The 23,636-nt window shown below is 40.9% G+C and carries 21 protein-coding genes; 17 read left to right on the top strand and 4 right to left on the bottom strand.

Features of this window, described 5'->3' with window-relative positions:
• The 6 genes from ACM5QX_RS27340 to ACM5QX_RS27315 all read left to right on the top strand — a co-directional run.
• On the top strand, window positions 1–3,785 hold a 3,785-nt coding region (locus ACM5QX_RS27340; protein WP_414756384.1), incomplete at its 5' end, for a VCBS domain-containing protein.
• 585 nt (window positions 3,786–4,370) lie between these two features.
• Window positions 4,371–4,733: a hypothetical protein gene (locus ACM5QX_RS27335; protein ID WP_414756383.1), complete on the top strand. Its 363-nt coding sequence runs from the start codon at window positions 4,371–4,373 to the stop codon at window positions 4,731–4,733.
• A 192-nt stretch (window positions 4,734–4,925) separates the two neighbouring features.
• Complete coding sequence (gene cysC / locus ACM5QX_RS27330; protein ID WP_414756382.1) at window positions 4,926–5,450, top strand: adenylyl-sulfate kinase; 525 nt, start codon at window positions 4,926–4,928, stop codon at window positions 5,448–5,450.
• A gap of 377 nt (window positions 5,451–5,827) precedes the next feature.
• A complete protein-coding gene (locus ACM5QX_RS27325; protein ID WP_414756381.1) occupies window positions 5,828–6,142 on the top strand; it encodes a hypothetical protein in 315 nt (104 codons plus the stop codon).
• A gap of 23 nt (window positions 6,143–6,165) precedes the next feature.
• Window positions 6,166–8,247, top strand: a complete 2,082-nt coding sequence (locus ACM5QX_RS27320; protein ID WP_414756380.1) for a dynamin family protein — start codon at window positions 6,166–6,168, stop codon at window positions 8,245–8,247.
• 102 nt (window positions 8,248–8,349) lie between these two features.
• Window positions 8,350–10,578: a dynamin family protein gene (locus ACM5QX_RS27315; RefSeq protein WP_414756379.1), complete on the top strand. Its 2,229-nt coding sequence runs from the start codon at window positions 8,350–8,352 to the stop codon at window positions 10,576–10,578.
• Window positions 10,579–10,640: 62 nt separating this feature from the next.
• On the opposite strand, the gene ACM5QX_RS27310 is transcribed toward ACM5QX_RS27315, so the two are convergent.
• Window positions 10,641–13,031, bottom strand: coding sequence for a VIT domain-containing protein (locus ACM5QX_RS27310; protein WP_414756378.1), 2,391 nt, complete (start codon window positions 13,029–13,031; stop codon window positions 10,641–10,643).
• A gap of 201 nt (window positions 13,032–13,232) precedes the next feature.
• Between ACM5QX_RS27310 and ACM5QX_RS27305 the strand changes: the two genes are divergently transcribed.
• Genes ACM5QX_RS27305 through ACM5QX_RS27295 form a run of 3 tightly spaced genes read left to right on the top strand, consistent with a single transcriptional unit; the run spans window position 13,233 to window position 14,669 of the window.
• Entirely contained in the window at window positions 13,233–13,766 is a 534-nt protein-coding gene (locus ACM5QX_RS27305) for a hypothetical protein (protein WP_414756377.1), read from the top strand.
• 12 nt (window positions 13,767–13,778) lie between these two features.
• Window positions 13,779–14,210: a hypothetical protein gene (locus ACM5QX_RS27300; RefSeq protein ID WP_414756376.1), complete on the top strand. Its 432-nt coding sequence runs from the start codon at window positions 13,779–13,781 to the stop codon at window positions 14,208–14,210.
• Window positions 14,211–14,219: 9 nt separating this feature from the next.
• A complete protein-coding gene (locus ACM5QX_RS27295; RefSeq protein WP_414756375.1) occupies window positions 14,220–14,669 on the top strand; it encodes an HNH endonuclease in 450 nt (149 codons plus the stop codon).
• 58 nt (window positions 14,670–14,727) lie between these two features.
• Here the strand turns inward: ACM5QX_RS27295 and ACM5QX_RS27290 are convergent, their stop codons facing one another.
• A complete protein-coding gene (locus ACM5QX_RS27290) occupies window positions 14,728–14,973 on the bottom strand; it encodes a UPF0175 family protein (RefSeq protein WP_011318184.1) in 246 nt (81 codons plus the stop codon).
• Between the two features lie 120 nt (window positions 14,974–15,093).
• Here ACM5QX_RS27290 and ACM5QX_RS27285 point away from each other — a divergent pair, with 120 nt between their 5' ends.
• The 5 genes from ACM5QX_RS27285 (at window position 15,094) to ACM5QX_RS27265 (ending at window position 18,199) form a co-directional block, all read left to right on the top strand.
• A complete protein-coding gene (locus ACM5QX_RS27285) occupies window positions 15,094–15,396 on the top strand; it encodes an RAMP superfamily CRISPR-associated protein (RefSeq protein WP_414756374.1) in 303 nt (100 codons plus the stop codon).
• The gene (locus tag ACM5QX_RS27280; RefSeq protein ID WP_414756373.1) at window positions 15,393–15,833 is read left to right on the top strand and encodes a PIN domain-containing protein; all 441 of its coding nucleotides are present in this window, start codon (window positions 15,393–15,395) and stop codon (window positions 15,831–15,833) included. Before ACM5QX_RS27285 ends, ACM5QX_RS27280 begins: the two co-directional genes overlap by 4 nt.
• Window positions 15,834–15,840: 7 nt before the next feature.
• Window positions 15,841–16,011 (top strand): hypothetical protein, encoded by a 171-nt coding sequence (locus ACM5QX_RS27275; protein ID WP_414756372.1) that lies wholly within the window; start codon window positions 15,841–15,843, stop codon window positions 16,009–16,011.
• A 70-nt stretch (window positions 16,012–16,081) separates the two neighbouring features.
• Window positions 16,082–16,468 (top strand): hypothetical protein, encoded by a 387-nt coding sequence (locus ACM5QX_RS27270; RefSeq protein WP_414756371.1) that lies wholly within the window; start codon window positions 16,082–16,084, stop codon window positions 16,466–16,468.
• Window positions 16,469–16,642: 174 nt separating this feature from the next.
• Window positions 16,643–18,199 (top strand): NB-ARC domain-containing protein, encoded by a 1,557-nt coding sequence (locus ACM5QX_RS27265; RefSeq protein WP_414756370.1) that lies wholly within the window; start codon window positions 16,643–16,645, stop codon window positions 18,197–18,199.
• On the opposite strand, the gene ACM5QX_RS27260 is transcribed toward ACM5QX_RS27265, so the two are convergent.
• Window positions 18,191–18,784 carry a Uma2 family endonuclease gene (locus tag ACM5QX_RS27260; RefSeq protein WP_414756385.1) on the bottom strand — a complete coding sequence of 198 codons (594 nt, stop codon included), beginning with the start codon at window positions 18,782–18,784 and terminating at the stop codon, window positions 18,191–18,193. The genes ACM5QX_RS27265 and ACM5QX_RS27260 overlap by 9 nt on opposite strands.
• Window positions 18,785–18,941: 157 nt before the next feature.
• Window positions 18,942–19,580 carry a peroxiredoxin gene (locus tag ACM5QX_RS27255; protein WP_414756369.1) on the bottom strand — a complete coding sequence of 213 codons (639 nt, stop codon included), beginning with the start codon at window positions 19,578–19,580 and terminating at the stop codon, window positions 18,942–18,944.
• Window positions 19,581–19,937: 357 nt separating this feature from the next.
• Here ACM5QX_RS27255 and ACM5QX_RS27250 point away from each other — a divergent pair, with 357 nt between their 5' ends.
• From ACM5QX_RS27250 to ACM5QX_RS27240, 3 genes are read left to right on the top strand one after another with little or no spacing between them, the layout of a single operon-like run.
• On the top strand, window positions 19,938–21,650 hold the full coding sequence (locus tag ACM5QX_RS27250; protein ID WP_414756368.1) for an extracellular solute-binding protein: 1,713 nt from the start codon (window positions 19,938–19,940) through the stop codon (window positions 21,648–21,650).
• 59 nt (window positions 21,651–21,709) lie between these two features.
• Complete coding sequence (locus ACM5QX_RS27245) at window positions 21,710–22,435, top strand: hypothetical protein (protein WP_414756367.1); 726 nt, start codon at window positions 21,710–21,712, stop codon at window positions 22,433–22,435.
• Window positions 22,436–22,465: 30 nt separating this feature from the next.
• Window positions 22,466–23,578, top strand: coding sequence for a substrate-binding domain-containing protein (locus ACM5QX_RS27240; RefSeq protein ID WP_414756366.1), 1,113 nt, complete (start codon window positions 22,466–22,468; stop codon window positions 23,576–23,578).
• Window positions 23,579–23,636: the final 58 nt, after the last annotated feature.

The following is a 23,636-nucleotide window of genomic DNA, read 5'->3' as shown; positions in this document are numbered from 1 at the left end:
GGGACGGCACGCTCAAGTACTACAAAAACACAGGCTCTGCCACCAACCCAGTCTACACAGTGCAAATCGGCACAGCCAACCCCTTAAATGGCATTGACGTAGGATCGTTCAGCACTCCCACCTTAGCCGACATCGATGGCGATGGCGATTTGGATACAATCGTTGGGGAAGGGGACGGCACGCTCAAGTACTACAAAAACACAGGCTCTGCCACCAACCCAGTCTACACAGTGCAAACAGGCACAGCCAACCCCTTTAATGGCATTAATGTGGGGGCTTACATCACTCCCACTTTTGCCGACATCGATGGCGATGGCGACAAGGATTTGATCGTTGGGGGAGGGTACGGCACGCTCAACTACTACAAGAACAACACGCCACCAGAGCCGTTTACCTTCATCGCCGCCACCGACACAGCCAACCCCTTCAATGGCATTGATGTAGGGTCTTACAGCACTCCCACCTCAGCCGACATCGATGGCGATGGCGACAAGGATTTGATCGTTGGGGGAGGGGACGGCACGCTCAAGTACTACAAAAACACAGGCTCTGCCACCAACCCAGTCTACACAGAGCAAACAGGCACAGCCAACCCCTTCAATGGCATTGATGTGGGGTTTGGCAGTACTCCCACCTTAGCTGACATCGATGGCGATGGCGACTTGGATGCGATCGTTGGGGAAGGGGAAGGCACGCTCAAGTACTACAAGAACACGGGCAGTGCCACCAACCCAGTCTACACAGTGCAAACAGGCACAGCCAACCCCTTCAATGGCATTGATGTGGGATTCTTTATCACTCCCACCTTAGCCGACATCGATGGCGATGGCGACTTGGATGCGATCGTTGGGGAACGGGACGGCACGCTCAAGTACTACAAAAACACAGGCTCTGCCACCAACCCAGTCTACACAGTGCAAATCGGCACAGCCAACCCCTTAAATGGCATTGACGTAGGATCGTTCAGCACTCCCACCTTAGCCGACATCGATGGCGATGGCGATTTGGATACAATCGTTGGGGAAGGGGAAGGCACGCTCAAGTACTACAAGAACACGGGCAGTGCCACCAACCCAGTCTACACAGTGCAAACAGGCACAGCCAACCCCTTCAATGGCATTGATGTGGGATTCTTTATCACTCCCACCTTAGCCGACATCGATGACGATGGCGACTTGGATGCCATTGTTGGGGAACAGAACGGCACGCTCAAGTACTTCTACAACATCCCCAACTACCCGCCTGTTGCCGTCAACGATGCCGTCAGCACCGATGAAGACACCATCCTCAACGGCAACGTCCTGGCTGCCAACCCCACCACCCGCGACACAGACCCCGATGGCGACCGCCTGACGGTAACTCAAGTCAACGGCAGTGCTGCTAATGTTGGTACTCAAATTAACCTGGGCAATGGTAAACTCAGGGTGAACGCCAACGGCTTTTTTACCTTTGACCCCACCAATGGCACTGCTAGCCTAACTGATGGCTACGATTATTTAGCTCAGGATGCTACTGCCAAAATTTCCTTCAACTACACCATCAGCGATGGTAACAATGGTACAGCCAGTGCCACTGCCACTATCACGATTATTGGGGTGAATGATACTGCTACCATTACAAGTATAATAGCCACAGGTGCAGTCACCGAAGATAGCAGCACAACCAACCTCACAGCTACTGGCTCATTAACTGTTGCTGATGTTGATACTGGAGAGAACAAATTTAACACCACTGTCATCTCAGATCGTCGCAATATTGGTAGCCTGACCATCATCGAGACTGGAAGTTGGACTTACACCGTTGCTAATAGTGCAGTGCAATCTCTGGGTGCAGGCCAAACCAAAACCGAAACCTTCACTGTGCAATCTGTTGACGGTACTGCCAGCCAAAATGTTGTCGTCACAATTACCGGGGTAAATGATACCGCCACCATCACAGGTGCAACCACAGGTGCAGTCACCGAAGATGGCAGCGTAACTAACCTGATAGGCACTAATGGTTTTTTAACTGTTAATGATGTCGATACTGGTGAAAACAAATTTAACACCACTGTCACCTCAGCAAGTGGCAATCTCGGTAGTTTTACTATCTCCGAAAGTGGACGTTGGAATTACATCGTTGCCAACAGTGCGATGCAATTTTTGGGTGCAGGTGTAACCAAAACTGAAACCTTCACAGTCAAATCTTTTGACGGCACAGCCAGCCAAGATATTGTCGTCACAATTACCGGGGTAAATGATGCAGCCACCATCACAGGTACAGCCACAGCATCAGTCACGGAAGATGCCAGCACACCCAATCTCACAACCACAGGCGCATTAATCATTGATGATGTCGATACTGGTGAAAACAAATTTAACACCACTGTCACAGGCACAAATAACTTAGGCAGCCTCACCATCGCTGAGACTGGCACTTGGAATTACACCGTTGCTAACAGTGCAGTGCAATTCCTGGGTGCAGGAGCAACCAAAACCGAAACCTTCACCGTACAATCTATTGACGGCACAGCCAGCCAAGATGTTGTCGTCACCATCAACGGCGTAAACGATGCACCCACTTTAGCAAATGCAATTGCCGACCAAACCGCTACAGCCAATCAATCCTTTAACTTTGTCATACCAGTAGATACTTTTGCTGATGTTGATGCTGGGGATACCCTCACCTATAGTGCTACCCTCGACAATGATGCCGCGTTACCTAGTTGGCTACAATTTAACCCCAACACCCGTACCTTTAGCGGTACACCCACCATTAATGATGTTGGGATTTTCAATATCAAAATCACAGCCAGTGATAGCCAAGGAGCTACAGTCACAGATATTGTGACTTTAACAGTCAAAGGCTCTAACATCATCAACGGCGATGATAACGATAATTTCCTTTCTGGCACTCCCAACGCCGATATTATCAATGGCTTTGGTGGCAATGATTACATAGAAGGTCTAGGGGGAAATGACACTATTGATGCTGGTAATGGCAGATTTGATCGGATATTTGGTGGTGATGGTGATGATGTGATCATTGATCCAGACGGCATTTTAGGGGCGCATGGTGGTACAGGCAACGATACCATTAACATTACCTTTGCTGCCAATTGGGATAATGATACTAATCCCGGCACTGCCCCCCGTTCTGACGGTAAGATTACCGGAGGTTATGGCAGTGATATCATTACTGTCACTATGAATAGCAGTCAGTTCTTTATCAACTTGAAAGGAGATGAGCCAGTCAGTAATACTGCTCAAGATGGTGATGATGTGGTGACACTGTTGGGTAGTTACCAAAATGCAATTGTTGATTTGAATGGCGGTAATGATACCTTTATTGGCGGCATCGGTAGCGATAATGTCTCTGGTGGTGCTGGTAACGATACGATTTCTGGTTTTGGGGGCAATGATAAACTCACTGGCAATGATGGAGATGATATTTTAGTCGGTGGTGCTGGTAACGATAACCTGACTGGTGGAAACGGAAAAGATATCTTTGATTTCTCTTCACCACTTAGCGACGGCATTGACACTATTACAGACTTTAGTGTTACTGATGACAAGATTCGCGTTGATGCGGCGGGTTTTGGTGGAGGATTAGTTGCTGGTGTTCTGCTGCCAACTCAGTTTGTTTTGGGTACCGTGGCTCAAAATGAAAACAGTCGCTTTATTTACAATCAGTCCACTGGCGCACTTTTCTTTGATGTTGATGGTACAGGCTCTAGCCGTCAGGTTCAAATTGCCACTCTCTCTAATCGGGCTGTGATTGATTCTACAAATATTGTATTGGTGTAGCAAAGCTAAAACACTGCAACCATTCTAGTCATTGTGGGATCAGTTTTTAGCCCTTAGTTGTTAGTGGTGCGATCGCTCTTTGGGGTAACTACTAGAGCGATCGCACTCAGTTGTTAGCCTGTCCTTGCAACAACTTCTAACTTCCCTGTAGTAGCTTCCGCCTTGACGTTTCCGTATTCCGCGCCATCTGCAACAGCTTCCGCTTTTTGTGTAATAGTTTCCGCCTTGACATTTCCGTATTTCGCCCCATTTGCAACAGCTTCCGCTTTCTTTGTAGTAGCTTCCGCCTTAACGTTTCCGTGTTACGCGCAGTCTGCAAAAGCTTCCGCCTTTACTTTTGCTCAACTCCTACGCAAAATCTATAGCTGTCAAGATATTGATGTAATAGTATTACGCCTATTTTTACTGAAGTAAACTACGTTTTTGCAAAATAGTAGGGCTTGATTTTGGCAATAAATCATAAATGCTACTGTAAATCACTTAAATTTAAATTTTTTAATAAAAATCAACAATTTTACGTATGACAAATTTTTTAATAATTGTCCACCATAGAGTTATGAGAAATTTGCAGATCAAGTATTAATTATGGCAAGACATAAACGCAATTCACGCACGCTCGATAAAGCAGAAGTCCGTCTAGCAAGTATTAAATCCATCAGTCCCATACTTGATGTTGGAGAAGGATTGACAGTTAAATCTTATACTGAAAAAATTGAAACCCTGCGAAAATCTCTAGAAACATACAATACTACTCTTTCCACTATTGATGTGTTGTTAACCCAAATTATTGAAAATGAAAAGGATTTAGCAGATTTTTCTGAGAAAATTTTGCGTGGTGTTGCTTATAAGTTTGGTAATAATAGCCATGAGTATCAAATGGCTGGAGGTATTCGCAAAAGTGAGCGTAAGCGTACTTTGCGTCAAGGTGTAGCTTTGCCTAGAAGCTAAAACTATAGTACAATAGCGCGAGTGTCAGTGGTCAGTGGCAAAAATATGTAAAAGCCAGTTGCTAGAAGTTGCGGTATTAAACCAGATCATTTTCACAACTGACAACTGGCGACTAACAACTGACATACGCAGTGCAATAAAATTGGTTACTAAAATGTAAAGTATAGTTACTGATTAAATATTTAGTTTTACATGAAACAACGAGGTGCAATTCTTTGGCTCACAGGGCTAAGTGGTGCAGGAAAAACAACCATAGCTCAAAATGTGGCTCAAGAACTGCAAAAGCGAAATTACCCAACAGAATTGCTAGATGGTGATATTGTTCGCACTCATCTTTCTCAAGGGCTAGGCTTTAGTAAGCAAGATAGAGATATAAATATGCGGCGCATTGGCTTTGTGGCTAATTTACTCAGTCGTAATGGCATAATAGTGATCGCTGCTGTGATTAGTCCCTATCGTCAAGTTCGAGAAGAACTAAAACAAACAACTACTAATTTTATTGAAATTTACGTTCGAGCTTCCTTAGCAGTTTGCGAATCCCGTGATGTGAAAGGACTTTACGCTAAAGCCAGAACGGGAGAAATTAAAAATTTTACTGGTATTTCTGATCCTTACGAAGAACCAACTAATCCAGAGATTATCTGTCAAACAGATCAATTCACTGTTGAAGAATGCGTTAGTCAAATTCTGCACTATTTAGAAACTCAAGGTTTTTAGAATTTACGTACCCAGGTTGGGTATAGGGGTGTAGGAGTGTAGGGGTGTTTAAAAAAATCCTGTAAAGACGCGATTCATTGCGTCTTCTTCTTTACCTCATGATGTGTTGCTTACGCAACTGGCATATTATTTTAATTTTATAGTGAAGATTTTAGTCTTCAAAATAAGGATTAAAAGCTTTACCACAAACAAAAAAATCTAAATATACTCAGAATAATTTATACTAAAGAACCCTATCATATCGTTTCTTAATAGAGGTACGTGAGTTTAAAATCTTAGTTATTTTACTGAGGTAATTAATGAATTACGTACGTTAATATACAGTGTTAATGTAAGTGCAAACATTATCATTAACGTCCTAGCCGGGGTGGACATCAATGACATTTCCAAACGATCGCCATCAAGAACTGGAACAACGGGAACGGATACTGCGGGAGAAGGAAGTAGAATTGCGGTTAAGAGAAATAAAACAGCAAATTTCTCCTAATAATGCAACTTTTCATAAAACAGTTAAGCACCAACCAGAACAAAAACCTTGGATGAAAAAAGTAATTCTGGGTGCAAAGTTGTTTGCTTTGGGTGTAGCGGCGTTAGTTGCAGTGAGGATTGCTTCAGCTTTAGCTGGGTTAATTATTATTGCAACTTTAGGATGGGTATCTTATCAGCTATTTTTTGTATCTCAAAAAAAATAATTCTTAACTAAGGTGTAATTATTGTGGTTAATCAAGTAGCAACTGATAAATTTATTCAGGATTTAGAACGTGTTTCTCAAGTGCGTTCTAAAATTGCCATCTCTTTACAAAAATTATCTGACACAATTAATCAAGCTGAATTAGCTGGAGATACATCATCAGGTAAGCTGAGTTTAGAAAGAGATTTAGAAGATATTTCTGTAGCAAGTAATAATCTAAAAAAAGGAGTGTTTCGCCTATTGGTTTTAGGCGATATGAAGCGGGGTAAGAGTACATTTCTTAATGCCTTGATTGGAGAGAATTTATTACCAAGTGATGTTAACCCCTGTACCGCAGTTTTAACAGTACTACGCTACGGAGCAGAAAAAAAAGTTACAATTTATTTTAATGATGGCAAAAGCCCACAAACATTAGATTTTCCCACCTTTAAATATAAATATACTATTGACCCGGCAGAAGCGAAGAAGTTAGAGCAAGAGAAAAAATCAGCTTTTCCTGATGTTGATTATGCAGTTGTGGAATATCCTTTAAGTTTACTAGAAAAGGGTATTGAAATTGTTGATAGTCCTGGGTTAAATGACACAGAAGCGCGTAACGAATTATCTTTGGGATATGTCAATAACTGTCATGCAATTTTATTTGTCATGCGAGCTTCCCAACCTTGTACTTTAGGAGAGCGTCGTTATTTAGAAAATTATATCAAAGGTCGGGGTTTATCAGTTTTCTTCTTAATTAATGCTTGGGATCAAGTAAAGGAATCATTAATTGATCCTGATGATGCGGAGGAATTAAAAGCGTCAGAAGATAGGCTAAGACAAGTATTTAAGGCGAATTTAACAGAATATTGTTATGTAGATGGTCAAAATATTTATGATGAGAGGGTGTTTGAACTGTCATCAATTCAAGCATTGCGGCGACGGTTGAAGGATTCCCAAGCAGATTTAACTGGAACTGGTTTTTCTGAGTTTATGGGTTCCCTAAATACATTTCTTACCAAAGAACGGGCGATCGCAGAACTACGACAAGCTAGAACATTAGCCAGACAAGCCGTCAACCATACCCGCGAAGCAATTGGCAGACGCTTACCGTTACTAGACAAAGATGTTGATGAATTAAAAAAACGAATTGATTCTGTTGAACCAGAGTTTACCAAACTAAACAATATTCGTGACCAATTTCAAAAAGAAATTTTCACTACTAGGGATACTCAAGCGCGCAAAGTTTCAGAATCTTTCCGCAGCTATGTTTTAAATTTGGGTAATACTTTTGAAACTGATTTTTTACGTTATCAACCAGAGTTAAATTTGTTTGATTTTTTAAGTAATGGTAAGCGGGAAGTTTTTAACGCTGCACTACAAAAAGCTTTTGAGCAATACATTACTGATAAGTTTGCGGCGTGGACTTTGACCGCCGAAAAAGATATTAATGTGGCGTTTAAAGAACTTTCTCGCAGTGCATCTCAATATGGTGCATCTTACAGCCAAGTTACAGACCAAATCACCGAAAAACTCACGGGACAAAAAGTTACGGTTAGTCCTACAACTACCACAGAAGATGATAAATCTCCTAGTTGGGCAAAATGGGCGATGGGATTGTTATCTTTGTCTCGCGGAAACTTAGCGGGTGTGGCGTTGGCTGGTGCTGGTTTTGATTGGAAAAATATTTTGTTAAATTACTTTACTGTAGTTGGAATTGGGGGGATTATTACAGCCGTTACAGGGGTACTTCTCGGCCCCATCGGATTTGCTTTACTTGGTTTGGGTGTAGGTTTTTTACAAGCAGACCAAGCGCGGAAGGAGTTAGTAAAAACTGCTAAGAAGGAGTTGGTTAAATATTTACCGCAGGTAGCCCATGAACAATCGCCAACTGTATATGATGCGGTGAAGGAATGTTTTGATGCTTATGAAAGGGAAGTGAGTAAGCGCATTAATGATGATATTACTGCTCGGAAGTCGGAGTTGGATAATTTACTGAAGCAGAAGGAAACACGGGAGATTAATCGGGAGGGTGAGTTGAAAAGGTTTAAGAGTTTGCAGGAGGATGTGATTACTCAATTGCAAAATATTGAGGCTGCTTATGGTAATTTGTTGGCTTACTATGGCTGAAGAGGGGATTTTTAACGCAGAGGGGCGCTGAGGTTGGCGCAGAGATGTAAGAGGAGAGGGGAGTTTTTCTTCTCTCTTTGTTTTTATTGAGGAGGGGGTTGTATGGAGCAGTATGCTGGTTATGGGAGTTTAGTTGAGGTGTTGAAGTCTGCGTCTGGGTTGTTGGAGTTGGAACGGACTTCTCAGTTACATCAGGATGTGGTGTCCATCTGTGGTTATTTGGAGAATCCTAATTTTCGGATTGCGGTTTTTGGCCCTTTTAATCATGGTAAGTCTACTTTGTTAAATGCGGTTTTGGGTAGTCGTGCTTTACCGATTGATTTGATTCCTACTACAGGGGCGGCTATTACGGTTAAGTATGGTTCTAGTGTGCGATCGCGTATTATGTTGGTAGACGGTACAGAAGTCTATCGCAGTGGTACGGAAGTTTTACAGCAGTTTGCTATTCTTGATGGTAATAGACAGATGCGCCGGGATGTGGCATCTGTTGAGGTTTTTTGTCCCCATCCGTTTTTAGAAACTGGTGTTGAGTTTGTTGATTTACCAGGGACTAATGATAGGGAGGAGCAAGATAATTTAGTTAAGAAACAATTATTGAGTGCAGATTTAGTTGTGCAATTACTAGATGCGCGCAAGTTGATGACTTTGGGTGAACGGGAAAATTTGCGGGATTGGTTATTGGATAGGGGGATTAAAACAGTTATTTTTGTGGCTAATTTTCTTAATTTACTGGAACCGGAGGAACAACAACAGGTACAAAATCGGCTCAGGTTTGTTGCAGAAAGTTTCCGGGCTGAGTTACCGCCAGGATTCAGTAATTTATATCGGGTTGATGCTTTACCCGCTTTACGCGCCAGGTTAAAGGGTGATGTAGGGGCGGCTAGTAGTAGCGGTTTAGCGGCGTTTGAAACAGCTTTGCAAAATGTTGTGGGTATCTTACAACAAAATCGGGGTAGTGTGAGGTTGCCGAGAGTGCAGGCGATCGCATCCCAAATTCAATTATTATTAAAAAATAAAATTGATCCTATTGCTCATGAGTTTAAGGTTTTTGATGACAAATACAATGCTAAAATTGCCATCAAACAAAAGGCACAAGACTTAATTGGGCAGGGTTTTTCCGCTAGTATTACTGAGTTAGGTGATTGGCTAGCTTTACCTAAATTACTCGCCAAATATCAAGCTGATGCTGCTGTTGCTTTAGCAGAAAATAACTTTAAATCTTGGCAAACAAACAATCTTAAAAAAGACTTGAATGAGTTACAAATAGCTGTAGTGAAGTGGCTCTATCAAGCATACGAATTTTTCCAAGAAGAACGACCAGAAGATTTATCAATTCCTTTACCTAACGAACCAACTATTACCATACCGCCTAAATCTGATAGTGATGATACCTGGAGTGAACCCGGTTCAATTGCTGTCGGTGGTGGTATAGGTTGGTTATTAGGCGGGCCTGTTGGTGCGGCTGTGGTTGGTAGCGTTTCCTATTTACTCAACAAAAATGTCCAAAAGCAAGATGACCAAATAGCTAAGGAATCCTATCATCAACAGGTTGCTAAACTTTGTATAGCTGCAACGGAAGAATATTTTTCTCATCTCAGCCATCAAGGTTTATCAATCTTAGCTGAATATGAACGCCAAGCGGAAAAGGTAATTTGCTTTAAGGTTACTCAAGAACCACAGGAAATTACTCAAAAACGTGTAGAGTTACAACAATGGCAACAGGGTTTTAATCAATTACTGAGTGAGTTAGAAAAATTCAAAATTTCTTCTAACTATCAACCTTATATAGAAACACCAAAAGTTACTCAAACTCAACAAAAATCTTGGCAACAACAGCAACGTATATATACTCGTCCACCCCAAACTACTTATACTCCACCACGACAGGAAAATACAGCTAAAACTGCTGAAAAAAAAGTTGAACCGCCAAAGCAGCAAGTTTATTCACCACCACCAAAAACTACCCCTTCACCCAATCCCGCAGAGTTAGAAGCCAAGTTTCGCAACTGGGAAATGGATGAGGAAATAGCACGAATGAAAGACCAAATGGGTTCTCCTAGTTCTCAAAATAGTCAGCAGCAGCCAAATCAAAATACCCAAGTACCTAAATCACCCCAAAGCCAAACAGAAAAAGATAAAATTGCTCACGCTTATAAGATTTTAGGATTGCCACAAGATGCTACTTTTGCTGATGTGAAACAAGCTTATAAAACTTTAGTCAAAAAATGGCATCCAGATTTATTTATTAATCAACCCCAAATGCAGAAACAAGCGCAGGAGAAAATGCGTTTGTTTAATGAAGCTTATACGGTGTTGTCTAATAAGAAATAGGGGTATAGGGGTGTGGGGGTGTAGGGGAAGAAAAAACCGGGATGAACCCGGTTAATTTTGTATTATGCTTGCAAGCGTAGTGTTAAAGACACGGTAGCTGTGAGCATTTGAGGGGGTTGCCAAGAGATGAGCGATCGCCTGATAATATCAATTACAGACTGTTCCTTAAAACTAGAAGCCTGCTCATCTAACAACACCTGTCTGACTCGTCCCTTACTTATCTGCAACTCAAACACTAAATCACCACTGTAAGCTGTATGCAATGGGATAGATTCTAAATACTGATTCAGCAGTGCAATCATCTGCTCATTTAATCCCGTTACATTTACAACCTCTAGATGTTGGACAGGTGCAATTTCCCCTAAAAAGGTTTCTTCATCCTCAAGACTTTCATCAGCAAAATGATACCGTTCTTCAGCTTGTGACATTTTTGGCGGTGGTACAGGAGAAGACATCACCGCTTCCGGTGCGCCTGGAGATTCTACTCTCCGCTTACGTTGCAAAAACTCAGGCGCAGGAGACACCATATTTGCCATCATGGGAGGAGGCGCAACAGCAGTAACAACACTCCCAAAAATACCTTGATAACTAATACCTTCAGCCATTTCCACAGGTACTTGCACAGAAACTGAACCCTGACGCGGATTAACTCGCACATCATCACTCACCGCCACAAAAGCTGTATATTGCGACAACAGTTGATAAGTCAAAGCTGTATCTGTCACCGCTTCCACACCCAACTTAGTGTCACCACTCACCATAAGATTCATCAATTCCTTAATCCGGGAACGTCCCCAAAGTTGAGCAATAGCGGGGTTTCCTGTTTCCTCAAAGTCCAAGTTAAAGGTATGCTGATAACGTGTACCACCCGCAACAATTCCCGTAATGTGGAGTTTTCCCCCACGCCCATCAGGCTTTTTACCAAATAAAACTAACGGCTGTTCCGCAAACAAATCTGGTGGCGTAGCAGGATAGATAATTGGCGCATCACCATCGCCTTCCCATTGCAAATTAATGTTAGTCAAAACTGGATTATTAATTTGACGGTAGAATTTATCGACTACCTCATCCGTTGGTTCATCGTGGCGAATAATGTGAGATATACCCCTTCCTAATTCTGCAATGCGGTTGAGTAGAAAACGATTAACAGAACTACCTGCACCAAAACTATAGAGGCGGTTTCCTGGTTGCAGATGTTGTTTCACCTCTGCAAGAATTTGGTTTTCATTGCCAATATAACCATCCGTCAACAATACAATACTCCGCAACCGTCCAGAATCTGTAACTGGGAAATTCAACACAGCACGAATCCCCCGTAACATCTCCGTCCCACCATTAGCTGTCAATTGGTTAATATAATTGATGGCGCGTGTGCGATTTTGAGAATTATTAGCCAGAGGAACAGGCGATAATTGCCGAGTCGTATCAGAGAAATCAATAATACTAAAAGTGTCATCAGGATTAAGTCCATTAATAAAGCGGCGCATCAACTCTTGACACTGCATCAATGGCGCACCCATTTGTGAACCAGAAGTATCAATGAGAAACACCACATCTTTAGGAACCACCTGATTCTGACGATACTGGAGTGCAGGAATTAGATATAGTGCAAAATGTCCACCCCGTTCATCAGCTTGGTTGAGTATCGTAGCTTGGGTAGATTCGCCAGCTACTTGATAGCGTAAAATCAAATCTTTATTCGGAATAGTATCCCCACCCGCCAACTTCACCAACACCCGCTTTTCTGCATAACTTATCTGAATTTGGTGAGAAGGAGACTGGACATTTTGCACCTCAACCCCTGCATCAATTTCTACCGTGACATTAATATCATGGGGCGATCGCATACCCGATGGTAAGATAGGTGCATTCAACCGTGAACTATCGGGAACTATATCTGTATCTTGATTTTGCGTCATCGGTGCAGTAGCCGAACCTACACCGCCTGCATTTCCCTCAATCGGTATCCCTGGAATATAACGGGGAGCAACCACCATCGGGAAAACAAACTCATAATTACCCGTAGTAAATTTCAAACTTTCAGAGTAGCGAATAATCACATCAATTTGCTCACCCGGTTGAATGTTGGCGAGAGATTGAGTAAAAATATTGTCCCGTTCTTGTTCCAACAGTCCGGCGGTGCGTCCTTGCTGCTTGGCTTGCTCGTAGATTTGCTGTGCTTCTTGGCGTTTTTTAATACTACCTTTAATAGTCTTGTCACCAATCCGAATCAGCATATCATCAACAGCCGCCTCATCCGGTAACGGGAAAATATAAACAGCTTCTAAAGTAGTTGTAAAAGGATTTTCAAAACTTTGGGTAACTTCCACCCGTGAAATATTCCCCGCAATTTTGGCTTGTACCTCAGTGTGCTTGAGGGGGAAAGCAATTTGCTGTTGTTCAGGAGTTTGAACATATAAGCCACCAGCTTGGCGTTCTATGGTTTGAGTCATATAAGTTACCTCACGCTTTGATGTCATGTCTCTAGCGTAGGAGCGTTTACTCGGCAGATATGCTCAGTTTTGTGTTCAGTCGATGCTCAGTGTCAAATGATATTTTTCGATAACAGACTGAAATTGTTATTTTAACTCAACTACATGGGTAATATGTATTTAAAAGAATGTAATTTATTTTACTAAAACTCCTCAAAAACCGTGAATAAGTCACAAGCGATTAATCTACTGGAAAACGAGGGATGGACAAAAGCAGATGCTATGCGAGCGTTGGAATTGATTGACTTTAAAACCAATCCTGATGAAATTACTATTCGGCGAGCTACTTCACGTTTTGCGGGTACAGAACTCATTAATCGCCAACGGCTCCAAGCTGCTCAGAAAGGTATGGTAACAAAGAAAAATAAAGAGATTGAAATAACTCATCACGAATATACAGCTAAAATCAACGGATTAAATCAGTCTTACCAAAAGGAACAAGAAAAATATGCAACCCAAATTCAACATCTATCTAACACAAATAAAGTGTTAGAGACTCAACTTCAAAATGCAAACGCTCAAAATAATGAGTTAGTTAAAGCTAATCAACAATTACAAAAAGATAATAAAGATTTGAAAAATATCATAGATGGAATCAAACTCAAGCTGACTATGAATATCAAACAACTTCTCCAGTATGAAGACAGTGAAATTCGGAAAGCTTTAATCCATATGTTTAAATCTACACTTGGCTAGGCAATTTGTCTTATGGCTAAAAATAAAAGAAAATACCAGGGTATGAGTTATCGATTGATTCAAGTCAATAATTCTAACAATAGACTAAAACTGCATAAGAAAGACCAAATATGGTTAAAGGAGAACAACTATAAAAATATTGGATGGAATCATGTAATTGCTCTTTATGAAAAAATTGCAGAACGCTTACAAGAGTGTCATTTAAATGATTTAACACTGGAAGAATTATTCTTAGAAGCTGATCGGATAGGTAATAAATATCAAACTTTTCAAGAAATTAATAATTTTAATCAACAGTTAGCTGTAGAAGTAAATGCAATTGCAGAAGCTATAGATAATCAGTTTCCTGACACAGAAATAGAGTTTATTGATTTTAGTAATAATTACCAAGGTTCAAAGAATAATAGAAATCATCGAAAATACTATAGAACTAAAGGGTATTAATTAAATCTTATGAATCTAGAAAATAAAGGTCTTAGAGAATTATTTTCTTTAGCCAATCAGATTGGTAATAAGCGTTATCACAAACTTACACATCAAGACTTTGAAAAATACAGAGAATTTGATTACTGGCGTTATGTCGATGGTGATTATGAGTGTGGAACTACCCAAGAAAGTAGAGATTGGGTGACGGAGAATTCAGATAGTTACTGTCCCATCTGTGAGCAGCATTACTCAGTAAAGGGTGGTAAAACCATTGATCATAAGTTACCGCGATCGCAATATCCTTGGTTATCAATGAATTTTCACAACCTCTGGGTAATTTGCCGAGATTGTAATCAAGAAAAGAGTGAAATGAATTGGTATGAATATGAACATTATATATTTGTCAATTATCCTGATTGGTATCCTGCGGTGAAAGCGGCACGTCCCAAGTTACTGCTCCATTCATTAAAAGATTAACTTAGCAAATTATTCATGGCTGCAAGATTGTTGATCGGTGAAGTATCACTAACAATAATCATAACCTGCCCATATCCTGCAAGTTTTTGATGTCTTGTTCAAAATCATCTACACCATAGTGAACTGGAATTTGACGACTGGCAAGCAAATGCTGAAATGCAATGCGGTTCATCCCTGCCAAACGACTGGCTTGAGCAAGGGTAAGTTTATCTTTCTGAAACAGCATTACTGCAATTTCTTGTTTCAGTTCAGCATCAGTCATGCGAGTTGCAGCTAAAATTTCATCAGGAATAACGATGCTCATGGCTGGATTTATCTCTACATAACTATTTTATTGATTTATATGACTAGCAAACACTGTTAGCACTTCAGATTTTTGTATTTTTATTAGAATGAATTTATCAACTTTAGTCAAACTCACTATATGACTTTGCAAGAACTCAAAGAACAGATTGATAAATTATCAACAAGCGATCGCCTCACTCTCATCTCTCTAATTATTGAATCACTCCAGCGTGAACACAGCGATAATTTAGAACAAAGGCAGTTACCTGAGTTACCTGTTATTCCTGGTAGTTCTCTTAAAGGAAATTTACGTTCACGTGTAGAACGAACAAATGTAATTAACCAAATGCGTGGATTTCTCAAAACGGATCAGCCTGCACCTACAGATACTGAAGTGAAAGCCATGTTAGAACAACGTCTAGTAGAAAAATATCTACAATGAAAGTATTAGTTGATACGAATATTATTTTAGATTTTCTACTAGAAAGAAATCCATTCTTTTCAGATGTAGAAAGATTGTTTCAAGCAATCAATTCTGGAGAAATTGTTGGTTATGTGACAGCAACAACTTTAACTGATATATTCTACGTTGCTAAAAGACAAACCCAAAGTATTGAGCGTGCAAGACACGCAATCTCAATGATCATGACTACTATGGAGATTTGTCTAGTTGATCGTTCCACTCTTGAAGCTGCTCTAATTTCTGGTATTACAGATTTTGAAGATGCTGTACAAATTGCTTGTGCGATCGCTCAAAATTTAGATGCAATTGTAACCCGTGATACTAAATTTGCGGGTGCTTCGATTCCTGTATTGTCTGTGAGTCAGATATTACAACAGCTCTCTTTAAGCCAAAATAGAGACGATCTGCTCAGTTAACAGATATATGTCAAACTCGCTCAAAGCATCAACAACTGGACTGGGAATTGTAGACAAGGCGCGAAAACGTCTTGGTTGGACGAAAACTAGTACGGCGCGTTGGTGGCAAGATGCTCACACTTCTAGAGCTACTTTACGGCGATTTTGGCAAGGCGATTACCTACGGTACACTACGTGAACGCATTCAGTTTTTATAATAAAGAGGCGATCGCAGGTAAAAATTAAATAAGAATATTCATCTGACTGTTATGAGTACCAAAATCACCATTACATTGCCTGATGAGATTTACCAACGCGCCGAACGCTTTGCACGACTAGCAAATCGTGATATTGCCAGTGTTTTGGCAGATACAATTCAACTGTCAATTCCTCCTGTGAGAGCAGAAGTTAACAGCCTAGAACCTGTTTCAGTTCTCTCCAATGAACAAGTTTTAGCGTTGACGGAACTACAAATGGAAGCTGAACAGGATGCTCGATTGAGTGAACTACTGGATTGTCAACAAGCAGGTACTATTACAGAAGATGAGCGTATAGAATTACAAACTTTGATGCAGATTTATCAAGAAGGACTCTTACGGAAAGCAACTGCGCTCAGTGAAGCTGTCAAACGCGGGTTAATTGAACCTTTAAGCTAATGAGCCAAATTCCAGAGGAAGTCAAAGCGCGAATCCGCACACAGGCTAATAATCAATGTGGTTACTGTCTCAGTCTACAAAAGTATGTTCTGGACTGAAGACTGAATAAAGTTACTATTATTCCAGCGTTTCTGTTAAGCCAAAATAGAGACGATTTGCTCAGTTAACCGATATATGTCAAACTCGCTCAAAGCATCAACAACTGGACTGGTAATTGTGGACAAGGCGCGAAAACGTCTTGGCTGGACGAAAACTAGTACGGCGCGTTGGTGGCAAGATGCTCACACTTCTAGAGCTACTTTACGGCGATTTTGGCAAGGCGATCGCATTCAACAAGAAATTTTCATCGCTATCTGTCAGGCTGTTGGCATTAATGATTGGCAAAGTATCGCAGAAATTTCTAACGCAGACTTTGAGGAAACTTCTACACAATACCTCGACTGGGATGAAGCACCTGATGTTGAAAGCTTTTATGGACGTAATCAAGAATTAACTCAGTTAGAAGAATGGATTGTAGGCGATAGCCAAAGGCGGGGCGTAGCCCATCGCTGTAAACTAATCATCATTACAGGGATTGCTGGCATTGGCAAAACGTCTCTGGCTCTGGCTTTAGCTGACCGCATTCAGTTAAAATTTGATGGTTTAATCTGGAAAACCCTTCACTTTACACCGTCCCTCGTTTCCCTGTTAGATAGACTCCTCCATACCTTTAAGCAAACTCCGGTTGATGATATTCCCCAAGCTACCGCAAAACTCATCCACCATCTGCAACAGCGTCGGTGTTTGTTGATTCTAGATGGGTTAGATGAGTCAGAAAAACACTATCATCAATTTATCCAGCAATTAAGCTGCGCTCATCATCAAAGTTGCATTATCCTCACCAGTCGAGAACAACCAAATATTATTGACTCAAATACTAAAACAGTTCGCAGTCTCACGTTAACAGGATTACCAAAAGATGATGCCATCAAACTATTACAGGCTCAACAATCAGTAGTCAAAACTTCTCTTCCCAGTCCCCAGTCCCCAGTCCCTAGTCCCCAATTCACAGGTAAAGAAATCGGACTATCACCGTTGATTCAACTTTATCGCGGCAATCCTTTGGCACTCAAACTAGTTACGCCATTGATTCAGTCGGTGTTTGGCGGGAATATTGCGGCTTTTCTAAGTCAAAATACGATAGTGATTGGCGATCGCTTGCGTGCTATCCTCAAACAACAGTTTGAGCAACTGCGTGATTTAGAACAAGATATTCTCTATTGGTTAGCAATCTGGCAACAACCAATTTCTTTTAGCCGCTTGCAAACTCATTTACTTATTTCTCTCGATCCAGCTACAATTTTAGATGCTATTGTCAGCTTGGAGCGGCGATCACTTTTAGAAAAATGGATTTGTAGTGATGCACCAGCTTTTACTTTACAGCCACTGGTGATGAAAATTGTCACTGATGAATTAGTAGAACGTGCGACTCAAGAGATAATTCAGGTGATGCAGAGTCAAGATATCGCTGATTTTAAAGTTCTGCGAACCCATTGGTTATTGCGTCCTGGTAGTGATGATATTGTAGGCGATCGCATTTTGCATCAACTACAAGAAAAACTCTGGCAGATTTATGGGGCAAATTTCGTACAAAATTTCCAACAAATTCTATTACTTTTAAATGATAAATCACCTTTAGCAATTGGTTATATTGCTTGTAATATCACAACAATTATTAACCGATTAAGATAATAACCAAATACCAGAAGTATGTAAAACAAATCCTGGTAAAACTGGATCTGCGCTCACTGTCACAGGATTTTCTAAACATTCTTCTAGTTTGTCAGGATAATAAATATATACTTGGCGATGCTGAAGGTCGATTAACCAACCTAATTTTATCTCTGATTCCTGCATATATTCTGTCATTTTTTCTTGAATTAATTGCAGGTTTTGGTTAATAAATCTAATTTCAACTACAAAATCAGGACAAGTAGAAATAAACCATTCTTTTGGTGCTGACGAAAGTGTATTCCACCTTTCTAATTTCATCCAAGCAGCATAAGGTAATCTATTTGCACCTGATGATAACTTAAATCTTGTATTGTCATCAAAGATTACACCTGCATTATGTTGTTGCGACCAATCACGCAATTGCTCCAAGATACTTCCACTAAGATTCCCTATCTTCTCATCAATAGCCGACATAATTGATAGGTGTCCAAATCTATCTTTTTCAATGCGTAAATGAGAATTTACCTGACAGAAATCAAATAATTGTTTATCTGTCATTGGCATCGATGACGGAATTTGTAGAATTAAAGGTGATGGCAGAATCATATTTTAAAAGCTGGCTTAATTTTTCATTTTCATCTAAATACAAAAGAACGCAAAGATAAACTGTTCTTTGCGTCTTGTACACAAACTGAATTAAAAATTTATTTACTTGGTGCTGAGTAATGATTCTCACTCAGCACTCAAAACTCAGCACTCATTATTTGTTAGGTTGAGGAGTTAACCGCAAATAGGGTTTGACTACTTCGTAACCTTTGGGGAATTTTTCTTTCAAGACTTCAGGGTCTTTGAGGGAGGGGACGATAACAACCTTGTCGCCATCTTTCCAGTCTGCTGGGGTGGCTACGCTGTAGTTATCGGTGAGTTGTAAGGAATCAATTACCCGCAACAGCTCATCAAAGTTACGTCCAGTGCTGGGAGGATAGGTGAAGGTGAGACGCAGTTTTTTGCTGGGATCAATTACAAACACAGAACGCACTGTTACTGCTGCGTTAGCGTTGGGGTGAATCATGTCGTAAAGGTCAGAAACTTTACGATCTGCGTCTGCCAAAATGGGGTAATTAAGGGTGGTGCTTTGAGTTTCTTCGATGTCGCCTACCCAGCCTTTGTGAGATTCTACATCATCAACGCTGAGAGCGATCGCTTTCACATTGCGTTTGTCAAATTCTGGTTTCAGTTTGGCAACTGTTCCTAATTCTGTTGTGCAAACTGGAGTATAGTCAGCAGGGTGAGAAAACAGCACAACCCAGCTGTCACCAGCCCATTCATAAAAATCTATATCGCCGTGTGTTGAGGCTTGTGTAAAGTTGGGTACTGTATCACCAAGACGGAGAGCCATAAGACATTCCCTGTAGTTAAGTAAGGCCTATGTATTCTATCTTGCCATAAAGGCAAAACAACATCGGTTTCCCCATCGGCTTTTAGTGGTTTTTAACAAAATTTTAATTTCTTAACCCTAAAGAAGTCTGTCTTGATGGGGAATAATACTGACGAGTTCTGATTATCACACAAATATGATGTATTTTTTCCTGAGCGTTCATTAATTTGTTTTGCAAGTTTTCAGGAATCGTCTGGTAAGGATTTGTGGTTGTGATAGGTATTGGTGTAATCAGACACTAATATTGTGTTAATAAATGTATGGCTAATAGTTGGATAGTGCAGAGATTTTAAATAAACGACTTGCTGGGATAAATACATGATTCTCAAAGGGTCTTGGTTAAATACACGCCTTGTAGCAGTTTTGGGTGTCCTGTTACTAACCGCTTGTAGCAGTAACTCCAACTCAACAGATAATTTTACGGGTTTAAAGATCAAAGTTTTAGTTGGCAGCGCCTTGGGGGATTTTTGTAACCAAGCTGCAAAAAATTTTAATGCAACGCAACCTAAGTTAGATAATGGTAATGCTTTACGGGTGGAATGTGAGGCGCAAGGTAGCGGTGATGTTGTTACTAAGTTGCTAGGATTGACCACTCAACTAAAGAACGGCACTTTACAAGCTGATGGGGCAGATTTTCCCACAATAATTTCCCTGGATGGAGATATATATCACAGCCAGTTAATTTACCGAATCAACCAAGTTTTTCCTGGGCAAAATTACATTCCGGAAATTACTGATGCGCCATTGCTGGCTAATAGTCCAATGGTATTTATGGCACAGGCGGATGTGGCTGGAGGTTTGCAGAAAGTACCTGATGCTTATAAGGCTTTGGTGACAGCGAAAACTCACCGCGATATAGACCCCTCCTCACCATCGTTAACGGTTAATTACGTCCACACTGCACCGACTCGTTCTAATTCGGGATTGCAAACTTTAGTAGCACAGTATACTAGTGTGTCTGGTAAGCGTCCTGAAGAATTAACCATTGCTGATGTCCAGACCTTTCAGCCGCAAATTCAGCAAATCCAAAGTAAGATTACTCGTTACGGCGTTTCTACAAATTCTCTTGCCCAAGCGATGGTGAAAAACGGGCCGTTTTGGGCTTCTGTGGGGTCGGTGTATGAATCGAGTGTGATTGCTGCCAATTCCAGCTTGCAACCAGGACAGGAGCGTTATCAGGCAGTTTACCCCAAAACAACGTTTACTTCTAATATGCGAGCAATTGTGCCGAATGCGCCTTGGGTGAGTGCTGATGAGAAGGCTGGTGCAGAGAAGTTTATCACTTATTGGCGATCGCCTGATACTCAGAAAATTGCCCCAGATTTAGGTCTGCGACCAGGAACCCCAGGAGTAGCTTTAGGTGCAAAGTTCTCTCCTGAGTTTGGTGTGGTAGCCCAAGCTAAGTACGATTCTTTGCGTCCACCAAAACCAGAGGTAGTAGATGCAATGTTGAAATCTTGGCAGGAGGCTTCTAAAAAACCATCTTTGGTGGTGGTTGTGGTGGATTCTTCAGGGTCAATGGAGGGTAATAAGTTACCAGCAGTCCAAAATACTTTGCAAAATTATATTAAGAACTTGGGCAAAAAAGAGCAAATTGCTTTAATAGATTTTGACTCAGAAATTAGAGAGCCTGTCTTAGTAGATGGTACTCCCCAAGGACGCGATCGCGGTGTGCAGTTTATCAGTGGTCTTCGGGCTGATGGCGGGACAAAGTTATATGATGCTGCTATCCAAGCGCGGAATTGGTTACAAAAAAATCGTCGTGAAGGTGCGATTAATGCAGTTTTGATATTAACTGATGGGGAAGATTCTGGTTCAAAAATATCTTTGGATAATCTATCAGCAGAGTTGCAAAAAAGTGGTTTTTCTACTGACCAAAGAATTGGCTTTTTTACCGTTGGTTATGGTGAGGAAGGGGAGTTTAATCCTGATGCTTTAAAGAAGATTGCTGAGTTGAATGGAGGTTATTATTCTAAAGGCGACCCGGAGACGATTTCGCGGTTGATGTCTGATTTACAGGTGGAGTTTTAAACGCGGAGGGGTGCTGAGGTAGGCGCAGAGTTACGCGGAGTGTTTTTGAGGTTGATTTTATGTTGAAGTTAGTAAATCCGCTTGATTATCCGGTGGCTGTTTTGGTTGGGGGGGTGAGTTTATTTGTGGGTGTGCGTTTGGGAAGCTTGCCAAGTCCAGTTATGTTACCTGTGGCGGCGGGTATTACTATGATTGGGGCTAGTTTTTTAAAATCACGTGAGTTGCCATCTTTAACATTAGATAATCCAGAGTTGGAAAGGGAAATCAATTCTGTGAAAGTGTCGGCTTTGGCTTTGGCAAATCAGGCCAATGACTTGCGTTTAGAGGCTAAAAAATTACTCACAGATTCTTTTCAAATAGAACTTTTGGCAGGACTGGAAACGAATTGCGATCGCGCTGTTGCACTTCCAGGTAAAATTGATACTTTAGTATGGAATATCAACGGGAATAATTCTCTACTTTCAGTTGAATCACTCCAGAAGCAATTACAGGAAGTTAAACAAAAACTGCTATCTAGTTCCGGTGTCGCTAAACAACATTGGCAGCAACTTGCAGATAGTCTGCGACGTAATATCAAATTAGCTAAAGAAGGTGAAGATACTCGCCTTGCTAGATTCATTAATATTTCGACTTTAATTCAGGATTCTGCGGGTTTATTGCAGCGATTACAGACAAAATTACGCGCCTCAGATTTACATGAGTCTGAGCAAATTAATGCCATGATATTACTGACTGATGAGCTTAATAGCCTGTCAGAAAATCTAGAACTGTTAGTAAGTAAATAATATTCAAAAACCGGGATAAAAAGTCACTTTATGGCTAAGAAAAAGTCAAAGTCTTCCCAAGTTTATACATCAGCCGGGATTATTGTTGCATCATTAATTTTAACTTATGCCCCTATTCCTGCTTTACAGCAAACTGTCATTATTGTCAGTGGTACAGAATTACAAGAACCATTACAAAAACTAGAAACAAAATTTGAGCAGGAAAATCCGAATATTCAATTAGAACTAAAGTTTCAAGGTTCTCAAGATATGGTTAACAAATTTGTTGACCAGAAAAATGATTTTAAACCTGCGGTGTTAATTCCAGCCAATGGAGAAATTTTAACAGAATTAAGCGATCGCCTGCGCGCCATTGACAATACTGCCCCATTTTACGACTCTCCCCGACCCATCGCCAAAACCATATTAGTGGGTATTGCTTGGCCTGAACGTGGTCAAGTCCTCTTTCCTGATGGACGCTTCCAATGGCAAAAAGTCGAACAAGCCATGCTAGCTAGTAACTGGGAAAAAATCGGTGGGAATAAAGACTGGGGTAGCTTTGATTTTGTCACCACAGACCCCACTCGTTCTAACAGTGGTCAGGTGACTTTAAATCTGTGGACACAATCAAAATTAGGCACAAAAGTTAACAGTAATAGTTTTAATAATCCATCTGTGCAGTCGTTGTTTGGTTTAGTGAAAAAATCAGTTTATCAGCCACCCCGGTCTACAGATATTCTGTTGCAGGAATTCATTACCAGAGGTTCTAATGATGCTGATGTAGCTACAGTATATGAAAGTGTCGCCCTTTATCGTTGGCAACAGTCAAGTACAAATAACGGTAGACCTTATCAAATATATTATTTAAACCCATCCATTGAATCTACAGCCACAGCCGCAATTGTTCGCCGAGATGTTGACTCAGGAACGGCGAATGCAGCCAAGAAGTTTATCGACTTTGTGACGCAACCAACACAGCAAGCAATATTAGTTGAGTATGGTTTCCGTCCGGTGAATAATGCTGTTGATTTAAAATCTGTGCCTAAAAGTCCTTGGAATCAGAATATTCCTGGTGCTGAAGTGAAACCATCTGTGCAAGCTTTACCACCTCCCACTGCTGAGATGATTACAGAAATGCAACGGCTGTGGGAAAGGGTGAATTAATTGGTCAATAGTCAATAGTCAATAGTCAATAGTCAATAGTCAATAGTCAATAGTCAAT

It is taken from the genome of Anabaena sp. CCY 9910, assembly GCF_963920875.1.
GTDB lineage: Bacteria > Cyanobacteriota > Cyanobacteriia > Cyanobacteriales > Nostocaceae > Trichormus > Trichormus variabilis.
Note: the sequence above shows the minus strand (reverse complement) of the source record. Positions and strands in the feature narration are given on the sequence as shown.